Source organism: Plantactinospora sp. B5E13, assembly GCF_039871775.1.
Classification (GTDB): domain Bacteria; phylum Actinomycetota; class Actinomycetes; order Mycobacteriales; family Micromonosporaceae; genus Plantactinospora.
The window spans coordinates 96,444-117,254 of the sequence record NZ_JBDPLT010000012.1 but is presented as its reverse complement, the minus strand read 5'-3'; the positions used below and the strand labels follow the sequence as shown (position 1 = coordinate 117,254).

The window sequence follows — 20,811 nt, the reverse complement described above, 5'->3', positions numbered from 1 at the left end:
GAGCAGGGTGAACCGTAGGACCGCGTTGGGGATCGGTACGGCGGCGACCGCCGGTACCGTACTCGGGCTGGCCGGACCGGCGACGGCCGCACCGGGCGCCGCCGGCACGGACGAGGCGGGCGGCGGCGGTTCCCCCGCCGGGCGGGTCGCCTGGGCGTACCAGGGGGCGAAGGCGCGGGCCGGCGGGAACTGGTACGCCCAGGTCAGCGTCGCCGGTCCGGACGGTACGCCGCAGATCGCGGTGCAGGAGAACGCGGAGACGGTGGTCGAGGCGTACAGCGTCAACAAGATCGCGGTGGCCACCGCCGTGCTCGACAAGGTCGACCGGGGGCTGCTCACCCTCGACCAGCGGGTGGAGGTCACCGCCGCGATCGTGGTGCCGGGCGGCGACGGCATCTTCAGCCTGGACAACGCCTATCCCAGTTCGGTGACCCTGGGCCACGTGCTGGCCGCGCTGCTGACCGTCTCGGACGACACCGCCGTCCGGCTCTGCGGCCTGGTCGCCCCGGCCGCCGAGATCAACCAGATCCTGGTCGGCAAGGGGTTCCCGAACACCCAGGTCGAGCCGGTCGCCAACCCGAACCGCTTCTTCCTCGGCACCAGCACCGCCCGGGAGACCCACGACCTGCTGCAGGCGCTGGTCGGCGGCACCCTGCTCTCGCCCGCCTCGACCACCTTCCTGCTCAACCTGCTCCGCTCGCCGATCGCCTTCAACGACGGGATCCGCCGCACCATGTCCTCGGACGAACGGGCCCGGGTCGCCACCAAGGCCGGCTGGTTCGCCAACGCCCGACATGAGGCCGGGGTCATCTTCAGCCCGGCCGGTGCCCCGGTGTTGACGTACGTGCTGTTCGCGGACGGCCAGGCCGACCCGGACAACTTCGGCGCCACCCATCCCGCCGTGCAGGCCCGGGCGGTGCTGGGACCGAAGTTCCTGGCCGCCGTGGACGGGCTCAACAACCCGCACGCGCCGAGTCGGCGGGCCCGCCGCTACCAGCCGAGCAACGGCGGCTGACCTCGTCGCCCGTCCCGTGCTGACCTGGCCGGACTCCCCGGATCCGGGGCCCGGCCGGGCGTACCCTACGTCCGGGGGCGAGAGGTGACGGACGGATGCGGGCCGGATCGGCGCGGCGTGACACGGAGCTGACCGCTGCCCGGGCCCGCCGTCGGCGGTGGACCCGGGCAGCGGTCGCCCTGACCGCGTTCGCGGCCGCCGCCTGGGCGGTCCGGGACGTGCCGGTCGCGCTCGGCCGGCAGCCGCGCGGCGCCCGCGCCGACCGGGTACGCCGCTCCCCCCAGTTCCACGCGGGCGCGTTCCGGAACCCGGTCACCACCCGGACGCTGCTGCCCGGCAGTGGCCGGGACGCGCTGTGGGAACTCTTCTTCGGCCGACAGCCCCGCCGCCCCACCGGCACCATCCCGGTGCTCGCCCCGGACGCCGCGCCGCCGGTCGGGCGGGAAACCGCCCCGGCGGCCGGCCGGGCGGCCGGCGGCCCGGGCGCCGGCCCACCACCGGTCGCCCCGGCGCCCGGCCCCGCCAGCCAGCTCGACGTCATCTGGTACGGCCACGCCTCCGCGCTGCTCGAGATCGAGGGCCGGCGGATCCTCGTCGACCCGGTCTGGAGCGAACGCTGTTCACCGTCGGCCCGGATCGGTCCCCGGCGGCTGCACCCGGTCCCGGTGCCGCTCGACCGGCTCCCCCGGCTGGACGCCGTACTGATCTCGCACGACCACTACGACCACCTCGACACGGCGACCGTCCGCGCGCTGCGCCGCACCCAGTCCGCGCCGTTCGTGGTGCCGCTCGGCGTCGGCGCCCACCTCGAACGCTGGGGCGTGCCACCGGAACGGATCGTCGAACTCGACTGGGCGGAACGCGTCAGCGTCGCCGGCCTGGAGATCGTCGCCACCCCGGCCCGGCACTTCTCCGGACGCGTCTTCGCCCGGGACCGGAGCCTCTGGGGGTCCTGGGTCGTCACCGGTCGGCGCCGACGGGTCTTCTGCTCCGGCGACTCCGGCTTCTTCGACGGGTACGCCACCATCGGCGCCGAGTACGGCCCGTTCGACGTCACGCTGATCCAGATCGGGGCGTACTCCGCCGCCTGGCCGAACGTGCACATGGTGCCGGAGGAGGCGGTCGCCGCACACCTGGACCTGCGGGGCGGACTGCTCATCCCGGTGCACTGGGCGACCTTCAACCTCGCCCCGCACGGCTGGGCCGATCCGGTCGACCGGCTGTGCCGGGAGGCGGCGGTCCGCGACGTCCGGCTGGCCGTACCCCGGCCCGGCGAGCGGGTGGTGGTGGACCGCCCGCCAGCGGTCGACGGATGGTGGCGATCGCTCGGCTGACTGTGCGGCTGGCCGGGTCGGCCCGAAGGTGACCGGCTGGTGGTCGGCGTTGCGGAGGGATCAGCGGGAGAGGGACGGTTCGGCGCCCTCGCCGGGCGCCACCTGGGCCGGTCCACCACCGACCGCCGCGTACACCGCCGGGCGCAGGGCGCGGAGCACGAGCCCCCAGCCGAGCCCGAACAGGGCGGTGACCGCGACGAGGCCGGGCAGCAGCCAGGCCAGGTAGCTCGGGTCGTCCGGCGCCACCAGGCTGTCGACGTCGACCACGAGCACGACCAGGACGCCGAGGAGCAGCACCGTCGCCATCCCCGGGGCGACACGCCGCTGCCAGAGGTTCACCCCTGGCTCCGGCCGGCCCCGGAAGAAGCCGACAACCGCCGCCGAGGTGAGCAGCATCAGCAGCACCAGCCCGACCGCCGCGACGCCGCTGAGCCAGGTGAAGAGGTGGAACACGGGATCCCGGTCGGCCAGGACAAAGCCGAGCACCACGCCGAGGGCCAGCACCGACTGGGTCAGCGAGCCGGCGACCGGGGCGCCGGTGCGGATCCCGGTCCGGCGCAGGTACGCCGGCAGCAGCCGTTCCCGGCCGAGCCCGAAGAGGTGCCGGGCGACTCCGTTGTGGAAGAAGAGCAGGGCGGCGAGAGCCGAGGCGGCGAAGAGGACGTACCCGAGATCCGCGACCGTGCGGTGGGCGTACTCGGCGAGGACGTCGAAGACCGCCCTCGGGCCGGCGGTCGCCGTGGCGGCCGGGGTCTGCGCCGGGCCGGTGACCACGGTCAGCCCCCAGGCCGACAGGGCATAGCAGCCTCCGGTGAAGGCGAGTGCGAGGTAACCGGCCCAGGCCACGGTACGTCGGGGGTCGTACACCTCGTCGCTGTAGAGCGGGCCGGACTCGATCCCGGTGAACGAGACGACGGCCAGGACCAGCACCCCGCCGAACCCGGCCGCGAACAGGTTGTCCGGGTCCAGGCCGGCCTGGGTGACGCTGCCCTCCGCCGGGCTGCCGAACGCGACCAGGTCGAAGACGAGGATCATCAGGCATTCCAGGACGAGCAGGGTCGCCAGCAGCACGGCGTTGAGGTCCACCCGCCGGACGCCGAGCGTGCCGACCACCGCCAGCGCGACGAGCGACCAGACCCACCACGGCTGGTCCACCCCGAGCCGGGCCGCCGAGAAGTCGGCGACGACCGCGCCGAACAACCCGTACAGGCTGATCTGGACGGCGTTGTACGCGAGCAGCGCGACAAACGAACCGGCGACCCCACCGGCCCGGCCCAGCCCGTTGGCGACGTACGTGTGGAAGGCCCCGGGACTGCCCACGAACCGGCTCATCGCCGCGTAGCCGACCATGAAGACGCCGAGCACGACGGCGAGCAGCGGATAGGCCAGCGCGGCGCCGACGTTGCCGCTGACCGCGTACATGGTGGTGACGGCACCGCCGAGCACGGTCAGTGGTGCCGAGGCGGCCACCGTGAAGAGGGCGAGCTGCGCGGCGCTTAGGCGGCCCTGACGCAGGCCTGACCCGGAAGCGGAACTGGAGGACATATGTCGACGTCTCTCGGTGCGGGGAAGCCGGTTCCGGCGCGGAACCGGTCCCGAACGGAAAACCGGAGGGTTATGGCACAAACATCCGAGAGCGTAGGGGTGATCACGGCCTGCGACAAGGGATCGACACACCCCGGTATTGGATGACGGAGGGCTGGCACGGGTTGAACGGAAAGTGCCCATGGCGTACCGTCTCGCATCGACATTGGACGCTGACCGATCCGGCAAGCCCCGCCGGCCGGCCAAGGATGACAAATGACCAGACACTCCGGCCAACCCGGCGAACGGCTGGCCGACGAACTCTTTCTCATCGCGCACGACGACTACAGCGGGAAGGCGCTTGCCTCAGCGGTGATGGTGAATTCCGCGCTGGCCGGCGCCCTCGTCGCCGAACTCCTGTTCGACGCGCGGATCACCCTCCTCCGTTCCCAGGTGTACGTCGCCGACGACCGGGCCTGGCAGGAGCCGGTGACCGACCGGGTCCTCGGGGAGATGGTGCGCCGTGGCGACGGGCATCCGGTGCGGTCGTGGCTGGAGTTCCTCGCCTCCCGGGCCCGCGACCACGTCGGCGACCGACTCGTGAGCGCGGGCGCGGTCCGCCGTAGCACCAGCCGGAGTCTCAACCTGCGGACCACGGTGCGCTGGCCCGGCCTGGACCCGAACCGGGTGGCCCGCCCCCGGGTACGGCTCGTCGCCGTGCTGGAACGTTCCGAGCAGCCGTTGGACGTACGGACCGCGACGCTGGCCGGGCTGGTCCAGGCCGCCGGGCTGATCCGGGCGCTGATCCCGACCAACCGGACCGTGGTGGCCAACCGGATCGCCGCCGCCCGTCGCCTGCTCCCGCCCGAACTCGGTGACCTGCTCGACGCGGTCGACTCCACCGTCGCGGCCGGCACCGTCTCCCTCCGTCGCTGACCACCGGTGTCCACGGTCACCGGACCCCTTTCCGCCTACGGCCCCACCTTCCCGGGCGTACGGCGACGCGTGCGGCACAATGCACGACGGAACGACCAGTGGGGAAAAGGCGGATCAGGATCGTGACAATCTCTGTACAGCCGCGCTCGGTGGACCAGCGGATCGCCGAGGAACTCGGCGTCCAGGAGCGGCAGGTGCGGGCCGCCGTCGAGCTGCTCGACGGCGGGTCGACGGTGCCGTTCATCGCCCGGTACCGCAAGGAGGTGACCGGCTCGCTGGACGACGCCCAGCTGCGCGCGCTCGAGGAGCGGCTGCGCTACCTGCGGGAGCTGGACGAGCGGCGGGCCGCGGTGCTGGAGTCGATCCGCGGCCAGGGCAAGCTGGACGAGGCGCTCGAGGCGCAGATCATGGCGGCCGACTCGAAGGCCCGGCTGGAGGACATCTACCTGCCGTACAAGCCGAAGCGGCGGACCAAGGCCCAGATCGCCCGGGAAGCGGGGCTGGAGCCGCTGGCCGAGACGCTGCTCGCCGACCCGGACCAGGATCCGCGCACGGTGGCGGCCGGCTTCGTGAACCCGGACGCCGGGGTGGCCGACCCGACGGCGGCGCTGGACGGGGCCCGGGCCATCCTGGTCGAGCGGTTCGCCGAGGACGCCGACCTGATCGGCTCGCTGCGTGAGCAGATGTGGTCGCGGGGCCGGCTGGTCGCCAGGGTACGCGACGGGCAGCAGGAGGCGGGTGCCAAGTTCGCCGACTACTTCGACTTCGCCGAGCCGTACCCGAAGCTGCCGTCGCACCGGATCCTGGCGATGTTCCGGGGTGAGAAGGAGGGCGTGCTCGAGCTGACCCTGGACCCGGAGGAGGCGCCGGCGCCGGACGACGTACCGGTCGGGCCGAGCCGCTACGAGCGGGAGATCGCCGCCCGGTTCGGGGTGGTCGACCAGGGCCGGCCGGGCGACCGGTGGTTGTCCGACACGGTGCGCTGGGCGTGGCGTACCCGGATCCTCATCCACCTCGGCGCGGACCTGCGGGTCCGGCTCTGGCAGGCGGCGGAGGACGAGGCGGTCCGGGTCTTCGCGGCGAACCTGCGGGATCTGCTGCTCGCCGCGCCGGCCGGGACCCGGCCCACCATGGGATTGGACCCTGGCCTGCGGACCGGGGTGAAGGTCGCGGTGGTCGACGACACCGGCAAGGTGCTGGCGACCGACACCATCTACCCGCACGAGCCGCGCCGGCAGTGGGACGCCTCGGTCGAGACGCTGGCCAAACTGGCCCGCGCGCACGGCGTCGAGCTGGTCGCGATCGGCAACGGCACGGCGAGCCGGGAGACCGACAAGCTCGCCGCCGACCTGATCCGCCGGCACCCGGACCTGAACCTGACGAAGGTGATGGTCTCCGAGGCCGGCGCCTCGGTCTACTCCGCCTCCGAGTACGCCTCCCAGGAGCTGCCGGGGATGGACGTCTCGCTGCGCGGCGCGGTCTCGATCGCCCGCCGGCTGCAGGACCCGCTCGCCGAACTGGTGAAGATCGACCCCCGGTCGATCGGGGTCGGGCAGTACCAGCACGACCTCTCCGAGGTGAAGCTCTCCCGCTCGCTGGACGCGGTGGTGGAGGACTGTGTGAACGGGGTCGGGGTGGACGTCAACACCGCCTCCGCGCCACTGCTGACCCGGGTCTCCGGGATCGGCGCCGGGCTGGCCGAGAACATCGTGCTGCACCGGGACGCCAACGGCCCGTTCCGCAGCCGGCAGGCGCTCAAGCAGGTCCCCCGGCTCGGTCCGAAGGCGTTCGAGCAGTGCGCCGGCTTCCTGCGGATCCCGAACGGCGACGATCCGCTGGACGCCTCAAGCGTGCACCCGGAGGCGTACCCGGTGGTCCGCCGGATCCTCGCGTCGACCGGGAGTGAGCTCGGCACGCTGATCGGGAAGACGGCGATGCTGCGCAAGCTCAAGCCCGCCGACTACGTCGACGACACGTTCGGACTGCCGACCGTCACCGACATCCTCAAGGAACTGGAAAAGCCGGGTCGGGACCCGCGTCCGGCGTTCCGGACCGCGACCTTCGCCGACGGGGTGGAGAAGATCAGCGACCTGACGCCGGGCATGCTGCTGGAGGGTGTCGTCACCAACGTGGCGGCGTTCGGCGCGTTTGTCGACGTCGGGGTGCACCAGGACGGTCTGGTGCACGTCTCGGCGATGTCCCGGACCTTCGTCAAGGACCCGCGCGACGTGGTGAAGCCCGGGGACGTGGTCCGGGTGAAGGTGCTGGACGTGGACGTACCCCGGAAGCGGATCTCGCTCACCCTGCGCCTGGAGGACGAGGCCGAGGCCGGCCAGCGTCCGTCCGGTGGCGCCGGCACCGACCGGGGCAACCAGGACCGGGGTACGCCGCGCGGCGGCGGCCAGCCCCGCCAGGGCCAGGGTCAGTCGCGTCAGGGCCAGGGCCAGTCCCGCCAGGGTCAGGGTCAGGGCCGGGGCGGTCAGCAGTCCCGGGGCGGTCGCGGCGGCCAGGGTGGCTCCGGCGGTGCGGCCAACAGCGCGATGGCCGACGCCCTGCGCCGGGCCGGCCTCGCCTGACCGAGGTTTCTTCGCACGTCGGCCGTGACACACGGCATGACGTGGACGCTCCGAGCGTTCGACACCACGTGTGACGGCCCCGCCGGACCCCGGGTCCGGCGGGGCCTCGCTGTCGCATACGTCCTTGTCCTGCGGGGTCGGGCACAGGGTGTAGGCCGGACTATTCCGTTGCGTCCACAGATCACCGCCGATATCTTGCCGCCGTGGAGATCGTTACTCGCGCCGATCGGCCCGAGCTGCACGAGATGGCGGCCGTCGTGTTCCAGGAACGCTGGCCGGAGTTCGTTTTCCACAACGACGTGCCGAAGAGGTACCTGGGCCGGGCCGAGGAGTACTTCGCGCGGTACGACATCATGGTGCTCGAGGAGGGCACGGTCGTCGCCGGCGGTTGGGGAGTGCCGATGGCCTGGGACGGCAACGTCGACGACCTGCCATCCGGCTATGACGACGCGTTGATCCGTGCGGTGGACGGCCGGGAAACCGGCGTCGAGCCCACGAGCCTGAGTTTCATGGCCGTCGCCGTGAACGCCGCACACGACCGGCGGGGCTTGGCCGGGGTCGTGCTTGAGGAGTTGGCACGACGGGCGCGCCACGACGGGCTCAGGCAGCTGGTCGCACCGCTCCGACCGACGTGGAAGCACCGCTACCCGACGGTGCCGATGGCCGAGTACGCCGGATGGACCCGCCCGGACGGGCTCTCGATCGATCCGTGGATCCGCACCCACCAGCGGATGGGAGCCCGGGTCCTCGGTCCAGCTCCGAGATCGATGGCGATCGAGGGAACCGTCGCCGAATGGGAGAGCTGGACGGACATGGTCTTTCCCGTCACCCGGGAATACGTGGTCCCCGGTGCGCTCAACCTCGTGCTCATCGACCGGGAACGGGATCGCGGCGTATACGTCGAGGAGAACCTGTGGGTTCAGCACAGCCGAGTACGGCGTCACACACCCTACGGGTCCGCCCACGCAGGCACCGTCGACAGCCGTTGAACGCGCGCTCCTTCCGCTCCACGCCGGGATCTTCTTGAATTGATGGGCGAGTATGGGCGGTGCGAGACCCGGACGAGCGGTGGAGTCGACGCTGCTGCCCCGCCCGGACGTGCGCCGGCAGTCAGCGCGAACCGGGTCGCCGGTCTCCTGCCGGGAAGCGAGAAAGGACGTCGGACCTCACATGAGACGGTTGCCCGTCCGGTCAGTGACGGTGGTCCTGGTAAGCACCGCCGCGGGCATCACCATCAATGTGGCAAGCAACAGCATGACCGGATGGTTGTCGAGCCCGTGGCTGCTCTGGCCACTGCTGGCCGCCGTCTGCGCGCTGTCCATCGGCCTTGACGTCATCCATGGCCGCCGCGCCCAGGGCGACCGGGAACCCGGCTCGCCGTACCCGACAGATCGGGTCGCGGCGCACGCCAGTCCGGCTCCGCCGCCCCGACGGTCCGACACCGTGCTGGTCGACTCGTCGGTCGACGATCACCTGCAGGTTGCCGGCGTGTGGACGCACTGCGCGGCACTCGACTTCAAGTTCGTCAACCGCGGCACGGTCTCGTCCGTCCTACACCACTTCGATGTCGAGGTGATCTCGTTCGAGCCCGACTCCACACCCGTCCTGGCCTTCTCCCACGAACGCAGCGGACCTCGTGGGCTCGGGGTCACCGTCAGCAACGTCGGCTGGGGAGCGGCGCGGGACTGTGAGGTCAGGATCACCGACCCCGTCCTGGCGCGCCTCCTTCCGTCGGAAGGCCTTGCCGCCGTCGCGGACATCGACTCCGGCGAACGCCGTGAAGTCCTGACCGTTCCGCTCGACCGGATCGATCAGGAAGAGTTCGACGAACTCACCACCAGGCGTGGTTCCCTGCGCGAGCGGGTGGTGACGGCCATGGAAGCACGTCAGCCGGCGGTCACGGACCTGGACGACTTCGGGATGCTGCTCTCCCATCACGAGAGGTGGCACGTTCAGGAGTACTTTTCCGATCTATCTCGCGGACCCGATGATGCCCGGCAGAGGTGGCACATCAGGTTCATGTCACAGATCGAAACGAGGCAACTACCGGTACGCCTCACGCTCGATGTCGCCTACCGCACCGCAACCGAGGCTCGGGTACGCCGGGAGGCGGTGGCCCTGACGCCCCTGGACCGTCCCGCCGAGGGCGAACTCTGGATCGTCGTGGACCGCTTCAGGTACGACCCCCACCAGGTCATGTTTGCTCCACTGACGCCGAGCGAAGCGGTGGTCGCCGTGCTCGATCCGGAAACGGAAACCCGCCGTGGCTACCCGATCTCGCGCACCATCCCTCCCGGCGAACCAGATCGTTTCCACGTCGTCATCACGGCCAGGCGATCCGGCACCTACACGGTCCGCGTCCGTTTCCACACCGACGCCGACCCCGTCGTCTCCCCGCCGCTCTCCGTGTACCTTCGACGCGACCGCAACCAGGGGCTACCCGAAGAACGGCTCGACGGCGCCTCGTTCGCCGTCGACGACGACCGCCTCGTCCGGTCCGCAGACAGGCTCGTGCTACGGCCACCGAAACGGCATTGACGGCCGGAAGCGCCGCACGCGATGGCGGCCCTCGGCAACTCGCCTCTGCCCGCGTGACTCCGGCGCGCCCGAACGGACGCGCTACCGGGTCGAAATGCTCTGCCAGTCGAGTTGGCGACACCCGGATCTCGACCTGTGCCCGGGCCGGGTCGGCCGGACCGTCGGGGCGTCGCCGGCACAGGGACGAGTTGCCGCCGCAGAGTGCTGATCGCCGCCGCAGAACGTTGAAGGGGCCTGCCAACAAGGGCGGGGCTTGCCAACAAAGACAAAGGCAGGAAGAACACTCTCCCTGCCACTACCAACATATATCGCACCGGGGGGCTTGCGGCAAGGCCCGGGTCGTGGCGCAGAATCGTCGGCCGAGGCCGCGACCTGCGGAAACGGGAACCGCCCAGCGCGGGAGCACGGCTACCGACGGAAATGGTGTCGTTATGAGCGAGCAGTATGTGGTGGATATCCGGCAGGTCGACGAGACGCAGATCGCGCTTGTCGGCGGCAAGGGCGCACACCTGGGCGGGCTGTCAGATGTCGACGGCGTCCAGGTGCCGGCCGGCTTCTGCGTCACGACGGACGCCTTCCGGCGGATCATGGCGGAGGCACCGTCCGTCGACGCCCAGCTCGACCGGTTGTCGCGCCTGGACCCGGACGACCGGAAGGCGATCGGCACGCTCAGTGCAGAGATCCGCCGGACCATAGAGGAGATCACCCTCCCCGACGAGCTGGCTGCGGCGATCACCGGCGCGCTCACCCGGTCCGGCGAGCGGGCCGCCTACGCCGTCCGATCCAGCGCGACGGCCGAGGACCTGCCGACGGCCTCCTTCGCCGGGCAGCAGGACACGTACCTCAACGTGGTGGGGACGGCGGCGATCCTCCACCACGTCAGCCGCTGCTGGGCGTCGCTGTTCACCGAGCGGGCGGTGACCTACCGCCAGCGGAACCGCATCGACCACCGTACGGTGTGGATGGCCGTGGTCGTACAGCGGATGGTCCTCCCGCAGGTGGCCGGCGTCCTGTTCACCGCCGACCCCGTCACGGGCAACCGGAAGGTGGCCACCGTGGAGGCCAGCTTCGGCCTCGGCGAGGCCCTGGTCTCCGGCCTGGTGAGTCCGGACGTCTACACGGTGCGCCACGGCGAGATCGTCGGCAGGACGATCGCCGCCAAACAGCGTGCCGTGCAGCCCCGACCGGACGGCGGTACGCGGGAGGTGGCGATCGACCCGGGGCGGCAGGAGCAGCCGACGCTGACGGATGTCCAGGTCGTCCGGCTCGTGCGGCTCGGCCGGCGGATCGAGGCGCACTTCGGCCGGCCGCAGGACATCGAATGGTGCCTGGTCGACGACGACTTCCAGATCGTGCAGAGCCGGCCGATCACCACGCTGTTCCCCATTCCCGCAACCGGTGACCAGGAGAACCACGTGTACGTCTCGGTCGGCCACCAGCAGATGATGACCGACCCGATGAAGCCCCTGGGGATCTCCGTGTGGCAGCTGACGGCGATGGCACCGATGCACGAGGCCGGCGGGAGGCTGTTCGTCGACGCCACCCGGGCCCTGGCCTCGCCCACGAGCCGCGCCAGCCTCCTGGACCTCGCGGGAAGATCCGATCCGTTGGTCAGGGACGCGCTGGAGACCGTGCTCGACCGCGATTTCGTCCCGTCGCTTCCGAACGCAGGTCCCGGCGGCCCGCCGGCCGGCGGCCCGCCGGCGCCGATCGACACGGATCCGGCCCTCGTCACCGACCTGATCGCGCGCAGCCAGGCGTCCATCGCCGCACTGCGCCGAGACATCGCGGCGTTGACCGGACCGGCGCTGTTCGACTTCCTGCTGGAGGCATTCGCCGAGCACAAACGGATCCTCGGTGATCCGCTGAGCATGCGGGTGATCATGGCAGGGATGGAGGCCACCTGGTGGCTCAACGACAACCTGCGGGAGTGGCTCGGCGAGAAGAACGCGGCCGACACGCTCACGCTCTCCGTCCCCGACAACATCACCTCGGAGATGGGCCTGGCGCTGCTCGACGTCGCCGACGTGATCCGCCCCCACCCCGAGGTGGTGACGTTCCTGCAGGGCGTCGAGGACGAGGGCTTCCTGGACGAGCTGCCGAAACTCGCCGGTGGGACCGAGGCACGAGACGCCATCGAGGGCTACCTGGACCGGTACGGCATGCGCTGCGTCGGCGAGATAGACATCACGAGGCCACGCTGGAGCGAACGCCCCAGCACACTCGTGCCGCTGATCCTCGACAACGTCCGGAACTTCGCACCGGGTGCCGCCGCGCGGCGCTTCGCACAGGGGCGGCAGAAGGCACACGAGAAGGAACAGGAGGTGCTCGCCCGCCTACGGGTGCTGCCGGACGGCACGCGGAAGGCCGACGAGACCAAACGGATGATCGACCGGGTCCGGACCTTCGTCGGCTACCGGGAGTACCCGAAGTACGGCATCGTCAGCCGCTACCTCGTCTACAAGCAGGCCCTGCTGGCGGAGGCCGGGCGCCTCGTACGGGCCGGCGTGCTCACCGACCCGGAAGACATCTTCTATCTCACGTTCGAGGAACTGCACGCCGCAGTACGCACGCACCAGGTGGACGACCAGCTCATCCGGCGACGTGAGGAGGCGTTCCGGTCGTACCACGCGCTCACCCCACCCCGGGTGCTCACGTCGGACGGCGAGGCGTTCGTCGGGGCGTACCGGCGGGACGACGTGCCGGCCGGAGCCCTGGTCGGGCTGCCGGTCTCCGCCGGGACGGTCGAGGGGAGGGCCCGGGTCATTCTCGACCTGGCGGCGGCCGATGTCGAGGCGGGCGACATCCTGGTCACCGCGCACACCGATCCGAGCTGGTCACCCCTGTTCGTCGCGGTCACGGCCCTGGTGACGGAGGTGGGAGGCCTGATGACCCACGGCGCGGTGATCGCCCGGGAGTACGGGCTGCCGGCCGTCGTCGGCGTGGTGGATGCCACCCGGCTGATCCGGGACGGGCAGCGGATCCGGGTGCACGGAGCCGACGGGTACGTCGAGATCCTGTCCTGACCGACCACCCGGCGCAGCACCGTGCGCGACGTCCGGCCGGAGTGGCGCTTCCGATCGGGCCCACCGGCCGGAATGTCGACTTCTGATATCTCTCTGAAACAGCACCGGCAAGCTGTGGTTTTCGGTGCGGCGACTCGGATGACGGCGGAGTCGGGTGTCGGCCGCCCGGCTGACGAGCTTGGGGAGGCCTTGATGACACGCTCGCCCTTCGGCGTCGCCCGACTGGCGCTCGGGTTGATCACCGCACTGACGCTCGTGCTGGTCGGCAGCCAGCCGGCCACGGCGGCGGGTCACCGCCCGCCGGTGCCCAGCTGGCAGCTGACAAACATTGGACAGCGGATCTGCATCCCGGCCGACCAGTCCTGGTGGACGTACTTCTGGATCACCGTCGACGGAACGTGGTCGAGGCCGCTCGAGGTCGGGGCACGGAACCTGCCGGCCGGCACCACCACGAGCCTGCCGCACGCACCGATCCCACCCGGATCGAGCGACGGTCACACCGCGATCAACCTGATCGCGATGACCCTGCCCCCGCTGCCGTTCGGGGTGTACCAGCCGGTACTGACGGCATCCGACGGGGTGTCGACGCAGCGTGTGCCGGTCACGATCACGGTGCAGGAGAGCTGGGGCTGCCGCTGAGTTCCGGCGGTACACCGGCCGTGCGCCGAGAGCTGGTGCGGATGTCGTCGTGCCCGCGACGGCCTCCGCACCAGCTTTGCCGCGAACCACACCGTGTGGTCGGTGCCGACAATCCGTACCAGGGCCCCGACGGCTGAGCGTCGGCTGAGTGCGGCTCAGCACGTCCACAGCGGACTCCGCCGAGAAATAGGGTGACAGCACGGCCGCCACCACGGGGAGTCGACATGCCGGAACGCCCTGCGCGGTATCAGCCATCGGCGGGGGCCACCCGAGACCGGCGGGCCGGGTGGTGGGCGGTGGCCTGCCTGCTGTTCGTCGCCGGTGAGGCGACCCTGCGTCTGCACTGGATCGTGGGCGGTCGGTGGGGGTACACCGCGTGCGACCGGACCGACCTGGGCGATCCTGCGGGTGGTTGCGGCGCGGACCAGGTGGACGTGCTGCCGTTCTGGTCGGGTTGGGGAGCCCTGGGCGCCGCCGCGCTCCTCGCGATGGTGACCGTGTGCGCAGTGCGGTTTCCCGGTCGCTGGACGGCCGCCGGTGGCTGGGCGGCCGCGGGTCTGCTCCTGCTCGTCGCCTTCCCGCTGCATCTGCTCTTCGAACTCCCGGCAGCACTCGCCGGACGTCCCTCGGACTGGCGTGACCTCGGCGCCCGGCTGGCGCTGGTGGCCGGCGGTGTCCTTTTCTGCGGACTCGCCAACGGGAGCGGCCCACAGCGCGGACCGCTGACTGCCGGCTACCGGCCGGTGCCGCGGTGGACCCGCCGCTGGGCGTACGTCGCCGTGTCGTTGCCGATCGCCGGCTGGGCCGTACCACACGGGCTCTGGGCGCTCGGCGTTCCGTTCGGCATCTCCGACCGCGAACTGGACGGCATCCACCGGGGCCTCTCGACGCCGACCGGCGTGGCGATCACCGTCGTTCCGCCGCTTGCCGGACTGCTCGTCCTCGGCCTGGTGCAGCAGTGGGGGCAGCAGTTCCCGCGTTGGGTGCCGGGACTACGCGGTCGCCCGGTTCCCCGGCTGCTGGCTGTGGTCCCCGACGGCCTCTCCCCCGCCGACCCACCCGACCGGACCTCATCCCGGAACGCTTCAAGTGAGGGACGACGCATCCCGCCGGGTGCGGCCCCGACCGTGCCAGCCCCACCCGGGCGGTTGCGCGCCGCCTGGTCAGCTGCCCACGCTCCGGTAGCCGGCGTCCCCCGCTGGGCGCGAATCGCCGCCTACGTCATCCCGTTCACGGTGCTGCCCTCCGCCGTCTGGCGGGTCGCGGTGATCATCTTCGACGTACCTCTCGATGGCGGTCAAGCGAACGCCGGCCAGGGCGACGTTCCGTCGTGGCTGCCCATGGAGGTGTACGTGGTCGTCCTGTCGCTCTTCTCCGAACTGCTGGCGTTCACCGCGATCGGGCTGATCGCCCGGTGGGGGGAGGTGTTCCCCCGCTGGATCCCCGGTTTACGGGGACGGAGAGTGCCGGCACTGGCCGCCGTCGTCCCCGCCGCCCTCGGCGCCGCCACGCTGACGGTCCTGTGGACCGGCAGCATCCTGGCGGTGGCTGCCGGGCGTACCGTCCAGGGCGAGAAACTTCCCGCAGGACACCTTCTGACGACGTACGACTGGCACTTCGCCGCGCTCATCACCAGCTACGCCCCGCTGCTGTTGTGGGGGCCGCTGCTGGGGGTGGTCACTGTCGCGTACTGGCAGCGCCGGCGCCGCGCCGTCACCACGCTCCGGTGACCGGCGCCGCCGGCGGCGCGGACGGGGTGGTCAAACCCGGATCGTCGGCGTGACGACTGTCGTCGGCGGCAAAGCGGGGCCGCGGAGCGGCGAAGGATCACGGACGGGGGGCCGCCGGGTCCGACGCCTCCGAGGCCTCCGGCCGGCGGGGGGCGGTCCTCGGGGACAGCACGGCCGGCATCCGGCGGGCCGGGAGGGTGGGACGACGTGCCGTCACCCGATGCCACCAGAGCCGCTGGACCAGCAGGGTGAGCACCCCGGCCAGCACGATCGCGCAGACGTTGATCAGCAGTTGGACGGCCGAGCCGACCGCCTCCTCGAACACGCCGTAGGCGAGCGCCACCGCGGCGTTCGCCGCCGCCGGCACGGTGGTGACCGAGATCAGCACGCCGACCAGCGAGCCGGACTTGTTGGAGGTGACCGCGAGCATGCCGGCCACCCCGGCAAGGAACCCGACCACCCAGGAGAGGGCGTCCGGGCGCCAGATGAAGTCGGTGATCGGGCGTTCGGCGAGCAGCATCGATTCGTTGACGAGGTCGGCGGCGGTCAGCACCCAGGTGGCGAGCACGGTCACCACCACCGCGACCAGGAAACCGACCCCCAGCGCCAGCAGCGACCGGCGGATCACCGACGGCCGCCAGCGCAGCAGCGCCACACTGAGCGCGGCGAGCGGGCCGAACTCCGGGCCGACCACCATCGCCCCGATGATCAGAATCGGCTGGTCGAGCAGCACCGCGATGCCGGCGATGATGGTCGCCAGGGTGATCAGCAGCAGGTACGTCGCGGAGAGCTGCGTCTCCTCGCCGGTCTTCTGGGCGACCTCCTCCCAGACGACGGCGTCGGTGCCGAGCCCGGGTGCCGCGTCGACGGCCCGGTCGGCGGCGGCGGAGAGGGTCACGTCGACGCCGTCGCCGACGACCGCGCCGGACCGGTGCACGCCGAGCGCCTGGAGCGCGTCGAGGACCTCGTCGGCCCCTTCCCGGGCGACATCGCAGAGGACGACGTCTCCGGGCGGCGTCCGGGCGGCGTCCGGCAGCACGATGACGTGTGTCACCGCCGCTTCGCGGGAGAGCAGGTCGAGTACGTCGGCCGACCGGTCGGTCGGCACGATGATCCGCAGGTGCAGCACGCCGTCACCCTTCGCCCGGGCCGGCCCGGCTGGGCCGTCAGGCGACGACTCTAGCCAGCTCCGTCGGGGCCGTCAGGCCACGACCCTCGCCAGCTCCGTCGGGGCCGTCAGGCCACGACCCTCGCCAGCTCCGTCGGCTCAGGGCGGAGTCAGGGCAGGCTCGGCTCCGGGGCCACCTCGGCACCCGGCTCCGTCGCCAGCTCAACCTGGGCGCTCACCTCCGCGCAGGCCCGCCGGACCGCGACGGTCTCCCGGATCCGCCGACGTACGGCCCGACGCCGACTCTCCTGGTCACCGGATCCGCCGGACATCCCGGCCATGAGCAACACTTCGAGTGCCATGGCGGCAACATTAGCCAGCGATTGTGCGGAACCGGTGAAGATTCCGTCCCCGGCCGATGTGGTCTTTGTCCGACAGCTTCTCCATGCAATTTTCATCACTTCTTCACCGCCGGACCGCTCTCATCGACACCAGCGGCAAGCAGGCAGAATGGGGAAACATGAGCGCGCGGATACTGGTCGCCGAGGACGACCCGAAACAGGCCAACCTGGTTCGGGTCTATCTCGAGCGGGAGGGCCACAGTGTGCTGGTGGTCGGCGACGGCCGGACAGCCCTGGAGCAGTGCCGGACCCGCCGGCCGGACCTCGCGATCCTCGACGTGATGATGCCGGTGATGGACGGGCTCGACGTCTGCCGGATCCTCCGGACCGAGTCCAACCTGCCGATCCTGCTGCTGACCGCGCGGACGACCGAGGACGACGTCCTCCTCGGTCTCGACATCGGCGCCGACGACTACCTCACCAAGCCGTACAGTCCGCGGGAGCTGACCGCCCGGGTACGGGCCCTGCTGCGTCGGTCGGGCGTCCTGAGCGCCGGCAACCAGGCGGTGCTGCGGGTCGGGGACCTCGAGGTCGACCCGGGCCGGTTCGAGGTACGGATCGGCGGACGCCTGATCACGCTCACCGCCAAGGAGTTCGGGATCCTGGAGGTGCTGGCCGGTGAGCCGGGCCGGGCGTTCACCCGGGCCCAGATCATCGACCGGGCCTTCGGGTTCGACCACTACGTGCTGGAGCGGACGGTCGACGCGCACGTGATGAACCTGCGCCGCAAGATCGAGGAGGATCCGGCCGAGCCCCGGTACGTCCAGACCGTCTTCGGACGCGGTTACCGGCTGGCCGAACCGCCCACCGGGCAGCAGGCCGACGGCGGTGACCCGCCCGCCGACACCGGATCGCGTCCGGCAGCCACCACGGTCACCCGGGCGGACTCCCCGGCGTGAGTTTCCGGTTCCGGGTACTCGGCCTGGTGATGCTCGTCGCGGTCAGCGCGACCGCCGTCACCGCCTGGCTGATCCTGCGCGGTGCCACCCAGCAGATCAACGAGCCGGACAGTGCCGCCTCGGCCCAGCTCGACGAGATCGCCTACCAGCTCTCCGACTACGGACTCCGCCACGGCACCTGGGAGGGTGTCAGCAACCTGGTGGTGGGGTTGGGCCGGCAGACCGGGCAGCGGATCCACCTGATCACGGAGAACGGCGAGGTGATCGTCGACACCGACCACGAGGCGAACCCGACCCGACAGGTACGCGCGATCGGTGCGGTCAACGCCCCGATCAACCCCCGACCGTCCCTGGACCTGACCGGGGTCGACCAGGGCGCGGCGGCGATCACGCTCAAGAGGATCCAGACCTACCGGGCGGACGTACGGCTCGCCGCCTGCCTGACCCGTAGAGGCGTCGACGTGGTCCTGACCCCCGCCTCGTACGGGGTCCCCGGTGTTCAGGCCGATACCGCCACCGCCGGCTCCAGTCCGATCGTCGACTCCTGCAGCGGCTACCCCCGCGAGCCGGCAGCCGCGCTCGAGGAGGACCGGCGCCGGGTCGGCGAGTGTGTGGTCGCCGTCGACACCGAGCCGGACCACGACTGCCTGGCCCAGGTCTTCGCGGACCGGATCGACGAGGTGGCACCGAAGCGGGCCCAGGTGTACGTCGGGGTCGGCGGGCGGTCGCTGGTGATCGGTCCGCTGCTCGCCGCCGCGGCCGGGGTGGCCGCCGTGACGATCATCGTGACCGCACTGCTCAGCCACCGGGTGCTCCGGCCGATCGGTACACTGACCGCCGCCTCCCAGCGGCTCGGCCGGGGCGACCTGACGAGTCGGGTGCCGGTCGACGGCAACGACGAACTGGCCACCCTGGCCCGCTCGTTCAACCGGATGGCCGACTCGCTGCAACGCGGCGAGGAGCGGCAACGCCGGTTGGTCGCGGACGTCGCGCACGAACTGCGTACGCCACTGGCAAACCTGCGCGGTTATCTCGAGGCGCTCTCCGACGGGGTGATCGACCCGGATCCCGAGCTGTTCGCCTCGCTGCACGAGGAGGCGGTCCTGCAGCAGCGGATCGTCGACGACCTGCAGGACCTGGCCCTGGCGGAGGCCGGCAGCCTGGCGTACCACCGGACCGTCGTGGACCTGGCGGAACTGTTGGAGACCTGCCGCACCGCGCACCGGGCCGGCGCCGACGCGGCCGGGGTCACCCTGACCGTGTCAGCCGGGCCGCTGCCGCCGGTGTACGTCGACCCGGACCGGATGCGGCAGGTGCTGGGCAACCTGGTCACGAACGCGCTGCGGGCCACCGGCCGGGGCGGGACCATCACCCTCGGCGCCGAACACTCCGGCGACTCGGCGGTGCTCCGGGTCGCCGACACCGGTTCGGGGATCGCGCCGGAGGCCCTTCCGCACGTCTTCGACCGGTTCTGGCGTGCGGACTCGGCCCGGGGGCGGAAGACCGGAGGCAGCGGCCTCGGTCTGGCCATCGTCCGCCAGATCGTCACCGACCACGGTGGGGTGATCCGGGTCGCCAGCGAACTGGGCGTCGGAACGACGTTCACCATCACGCTGCCGGTCGCGCCGGCCGTCCGTCGACACTGAGCCCGGGAGGCGAGCGCCGGTCGCGCCGGCGCCCGATACGTTACGTGCCGTCCGGTTGTGCGTTTAATGATCGGCGGACCCGTCCGGCACCGGCACGACCCCTTTCCGGGACGGGCCACCGCACCGGTCCGGTCTGCCGCCGCCGACCACGACGCACGACAGAGGAAGTCGCATGGTGGAGCAGTCGCCCCGGAAGTACCCGGAGCCCACGCCCGGACGACGGCGCCTGCACGAGATCGATTTGCTGCGGTTCGTCGCCGCGCTCGCCGTGGTGCTGCTGCACTACTCGTTCGCGCACGCCAGCAACGAGTCCGAGGTGGATTTCGCCCCCGAACTCGGCGCGGTGACCCGGTACGGCTACCTCGGCGTCGACCTCTTCTTCATGATCAGCGGCCTGGTCGTCTTCATGAGCCTCTGGGGACGACGTCCCAGCGCCTTCCTCATCTCGCGGATCTCCCGGCTCTATCCGGCCTACTGGGTGGCGGTCACGCTCACCGCGCTGACCGTCGTCGTACTCGGGGCCCGGGGCCGCAACGACGTCACCCTGCCGCAGTATCTGGTGAACCTGACGATGTTCCCGGCCACGATCAACGTCGAGTACGTCGAGGGCGTCTACTGGACGCTGTGGTCGGAGTGGCGGTTCTACGCCCTGCTCTTCGTCTTCGCGCTGTTCGGCCTGACGGTCCGGCGTACCCGGCTCCTCCTGTGGGGGTGGCTCACCGCCACGGTCCTGCTCGAACTGCTGCCGGTTCCGGCGGAGGCGGTCGTCGCCCTCGTCGTACAGCCGCTGTACAGCCACTACTTCATCGCCGGGATGGTGCTCCACCTCGTTCACCGGTCCGGGTGGACCCGCGAACTCGCCGTACTGTTCGGGCTCTGTCACCTGAACGCCAGCTACCAGGCCGTCCAGCTCGCACAACTGCGCAACCGGACCGAGGCGACCGGGCTCGACCCGGTGGTGGTCGTCCTGGTGGTCACGGCGATCTTCCTGGTGATGGCCCTGGTCGCGAGCGGGGCGCTGGCCCGGTGGAGCGGCCCGGCGCTGCTGCCGTTCGGTGAGATGACGTACCCGCTCTACCTCGTCCACGCCACCGTCGGCTACGCCCTGTTCAACCTCTTCACCCCCGGGGTGAACCGGTGGGTGCTGCTGGTTGGCGTCGTCGTCGGCATGTGCGCGCTCTCCTGGCTGATCAGCCGGACCGTCGAGGCCCGCCTCCAGCCGCTGCTGCGGACCGGGCTGACCCGCGCCTGGGCCGCGACACGTGGCCGTACCCGTGTCGTCCACCGCCGAACATCGACCGCCGGCCCCGCCCTGGTCCGGTCCACCCGCTCCCCGGTGGCCACGGCGACACACCCCGAACCGGGTCCCAAGCGTCACGACGATCCGCACCCGCGCCACCCGACGCGGTACTGAGCGGTCCGGAAGCCGGCCGCGAACC

Annotated in this window: 15 protein-coding genes; 12 read left to right on the top strand and 3 right to left on the bottom strand. The window is 71.4% G+C overall.

Annotated features, from left to right (window positions below):
* Positions 1 to 7 precede the first annotated feature (7 nt).
* Entirely contained in the window at positions 8 to 1,015 is a 1,008-nt protein-coding gene (locus ABGB05_RS13865) for a serine hydrolase (protein ID WP_347653677.1), read from the top strand.
* Positions 1,016 to 1,110: 95 nt separating this feature from the next.
* The gene (locus ABGB05_RS13860; protein WP_347653676.1) at positions 1,111 to 2,349 is read left to right on the top strand and encodes an MBL fold metallo-hydrolase; all 1,239 of its coding nucleotides are present in this window, start codon (positions 1,111 to 1,113) and stop codon (positions 2,347 to 2,349) included.
* 60 nt (positions 2,350 to 2,409) lie between these two features.
* On the opposite strand, the gene ABGB05_RS13855 is transcribed toward ABGB05_RS13860, so the two are convergent.
* Entirely contained in the window at positions 2,410 to 3,894 is a 1,485-nt protein-coding gene (locus tag ABGB05_RS13855) for an APC family permease (RefSeq protein WP_347653675.1), read from the bottom strand.
* A gap of 255 nt (positions 3,895 to 4,149) precedes the next feature.
* On the opposite strand from ABGB05_RS13855, the gene ABGB05_RS13850 reads away from it, so the two are divergent.
* From ABGB05_RS13850 to ABGB05_RS13820, 7 genes are all read left to right on the top strand, one after another.
* On the top strand, positions 4,150 to 4,809 hold the full coding sequence (locus tag ABGB05_RS13850) for a GPP34 family phosphoprotein (RefSeq protein ID WP_347653674.1): 660 nt from the start codon (positions 4,150 to 4,152) through the stop codon (positions 4,807 to 4,809).
* Between the two features lie 98 nt (positions 4,810 to 4,907).
* Positions 4,908 to 7,385 carry a Tex family protein gene (locus ABGB05_RS13845; protein WP_347653673.1) on the top strand — a complete coding sequence of 826 codons (2,478 nt, stop codon included), beginning with the start codon at positions 4,908 to 4,910 and terminating at the stop codon, positions 7,383 to 7,385.
* A gap of 203 nt (positions 7,386 to 7,588) precedes the next feature.
* The gene (locus ABGB05_RS13840) at positions 7,589 to 8,374 is read left to right on the top strand and encodes a hypothetical protein (protein ID WP_347653672.1); all 786 of its coding nucleotides are present in this window, start codon (positions 7,589 to 7,591) and stop codon (positions 8,372 to 8,374) included.
* 205 nt (positions 8,375 to 8,579) lie between these two features.
* Complete coding sequence (locus ABGB05_RS13835) at positions 8,580 to 9,923, top strand: hypothetical protein (protein WP_347653671.1); 1,344 nt, start codon at positions 8,580 to 8,582, stop codon at positions 9,921 to 9,923.
* A 431-nt stretch (positions 9,924 to 10,354) separates the two neighbouring features.
* Positions 10,355 to 12,949: a rifamycin-inactivating phosphotransferase gene (gene rph, locus ABGB05_RS13830; protein ID WP_347653670.1), complete on the top strand. Its 2,595-nt coding sequence runs from the start codon at positions 10,355 to 10,357 to the stop codon at positions 12,947 to 12,949.
* 192 nt (positions 12,950 to 13,141) lie between these two features.
* Positions 13,142 to 13,588: a DUF5980 family protein gene (locus ABGB05_RS13825; RefSeq protein WP_347653669.1), complete on the top strand. Its 447-nt coding sequence runs from the start codon at positions 13,142 to 13,144 to the stop codon at positions 13,586 to 13,588.
* Positions 13,589 to 13,812: 224 nt separating this feature from the next.
* Entirely contained in the window at positions 13,813 to 15,318 is a 1,506-nt protein-coding gene (locus tag ABGB05_RS13820) for a hypothetical protein (RefSeq protein ID WP_347653668.1), read from the top strand.
* A gap of 97 nt (positions 15,319 to 15,415) precedes the next feature.
* On the opposite strand, the gene ABGB05_RS13815 is transcribed toward ABGB05_RS13820, so the two are convergent.
* On the bottom strand, positions 15,416 to 16,447 hold the full coding sequence (locus ABGB05_RS13815) for a DUF389 domain-containing protein (RefSeq protein ID WP_347653667.1): 1,032 nt from the start codon (positions 16,445 to 16,447) through the stop codon (positions 15,416 to 15,418).
* 149 nt (positions 16,448 to 16,596) lie between these two features.
* The gene (locus ABGB05_RS13810) at positions 16,597 to 16,788 is read right to left on the bottom strand and encodes a hypothetical protein (RefSeq protein WP_347653666.1); all 192 of its coding nucleotides are present in this window, start codon (positions 16,786 to 16,788) and stop codon (positions 16,597 to 16,599) included.
* 158 nt (positions 16,789 to 16,946) lie between these two features.
* Here ABGB05_RS13810 and ABGB05_RS13805 point away from each other — a divergent pair, with 158 nt between their 5' ends.
* From ABGB05_RS13805 to ABGB05_RS13795, 3 genes are all read left to right on the top strand, one after another.
* Positions 16,947 to 17,726 (top strand): response regulator transcription factor, encoded by a 780-nt coding sequence (locus ABGB05_RS13805; protein WP_347653665.1) that lies wholly within the window; start codon positions 16,947 to 16,949, stop codon positions 17,724 to 17,726.
* A complete protein-coding gene (locus tag ABGB05_RS13800) occupies positions 17,723 to 19,372 on the top strand; it encodes an ATP-binding protein (RefSeq protein WP_347653664.1) in 1,650 nt (549 codons plus the stop codon). The genes ABGB05_RS13805 and ABGB05_RS13800 overlap by 4 nt, the downstream gene beginning before the upstream one ends.
* A 172-nt stretch (positions 19,373 to 19,544) precedes the next feature.
* On the top strand, positions 19,545 to 20,786 hold the full coding sequence (locus tag ABGB05_RS13795) for an acyltransferase (RefSeq protein WP_347653663.1): 1,242 nt from the start codon (positions 19,545 to 19,547) through the stop codon (positions 20,784 to 20,786).
* Positions 20,787 to 20,811 lie beyond the last annotated feature (25 nt).

Coding starts and splice junctions, on each gene's coding strand:
- ABGB05_RS13855 (WP_347653675.1), bottom strand. CDS start 3,894: ATGTCCTCCAGTTCCGCTTCCGGGTCAGGCCTGCGTCAGGGCCGCCTA.
- ABGB05_RS13860 (WP_347653676.1), top strand. CDS start 1,111: ATGCGGGCCGGATCGGCGCGGCGTGACACGGAGCTGACCGCTGCCCGG.
- ABGB05_RS13795 (WP_347653663.1), top strand. CDS start 19,545: ATGGTGGAGCAGTCGCCCCGGAAGTACCCGGAGCCCACGCCCGGACGA.
- ABGB05_RS13825 (WP_347653669.1), top strand. CDS start 13,142: ATGACACGCTCGCCCTTCGGCGTCGCCCGACTGGCGCTCGGGTTGATC.
- ABGB05_RS13820 (WP_347653668.1), top strand. CDS start 13,813: ATGCCGGAACGCCCTGCGCGGTATCAGCCATCGGCGGGGGCCACCCGA.
- ABGB05_RS13805 (WP_347653665.1), top strand. CDS start 16,947: ATGAGCGCGCGGATACTGGTCGCCGAGGACGACCCGAAACAGGCCAAC.
- rph (WP_347653670.1), top strand. CDS start 10,355: ATGAGCGAGCAGTATGTGGTGGATATCCGGCAGGTCGACGAGACGCAG.
- ABGB05_RS13810 (WP_347653666.1), bottom strand. CDS start 16,788: ATGGCACTCGAAGTGTTGCTCATGGCCGGGATGTCCGGCGGATCCGGT.
- ABGB05_RS13850 (WP_347653674.1), top strand. CDS start 4,150: ATGACCAGACACTCCGGCCAACCCGGCGAACGGCTGGCCGACGAACTC.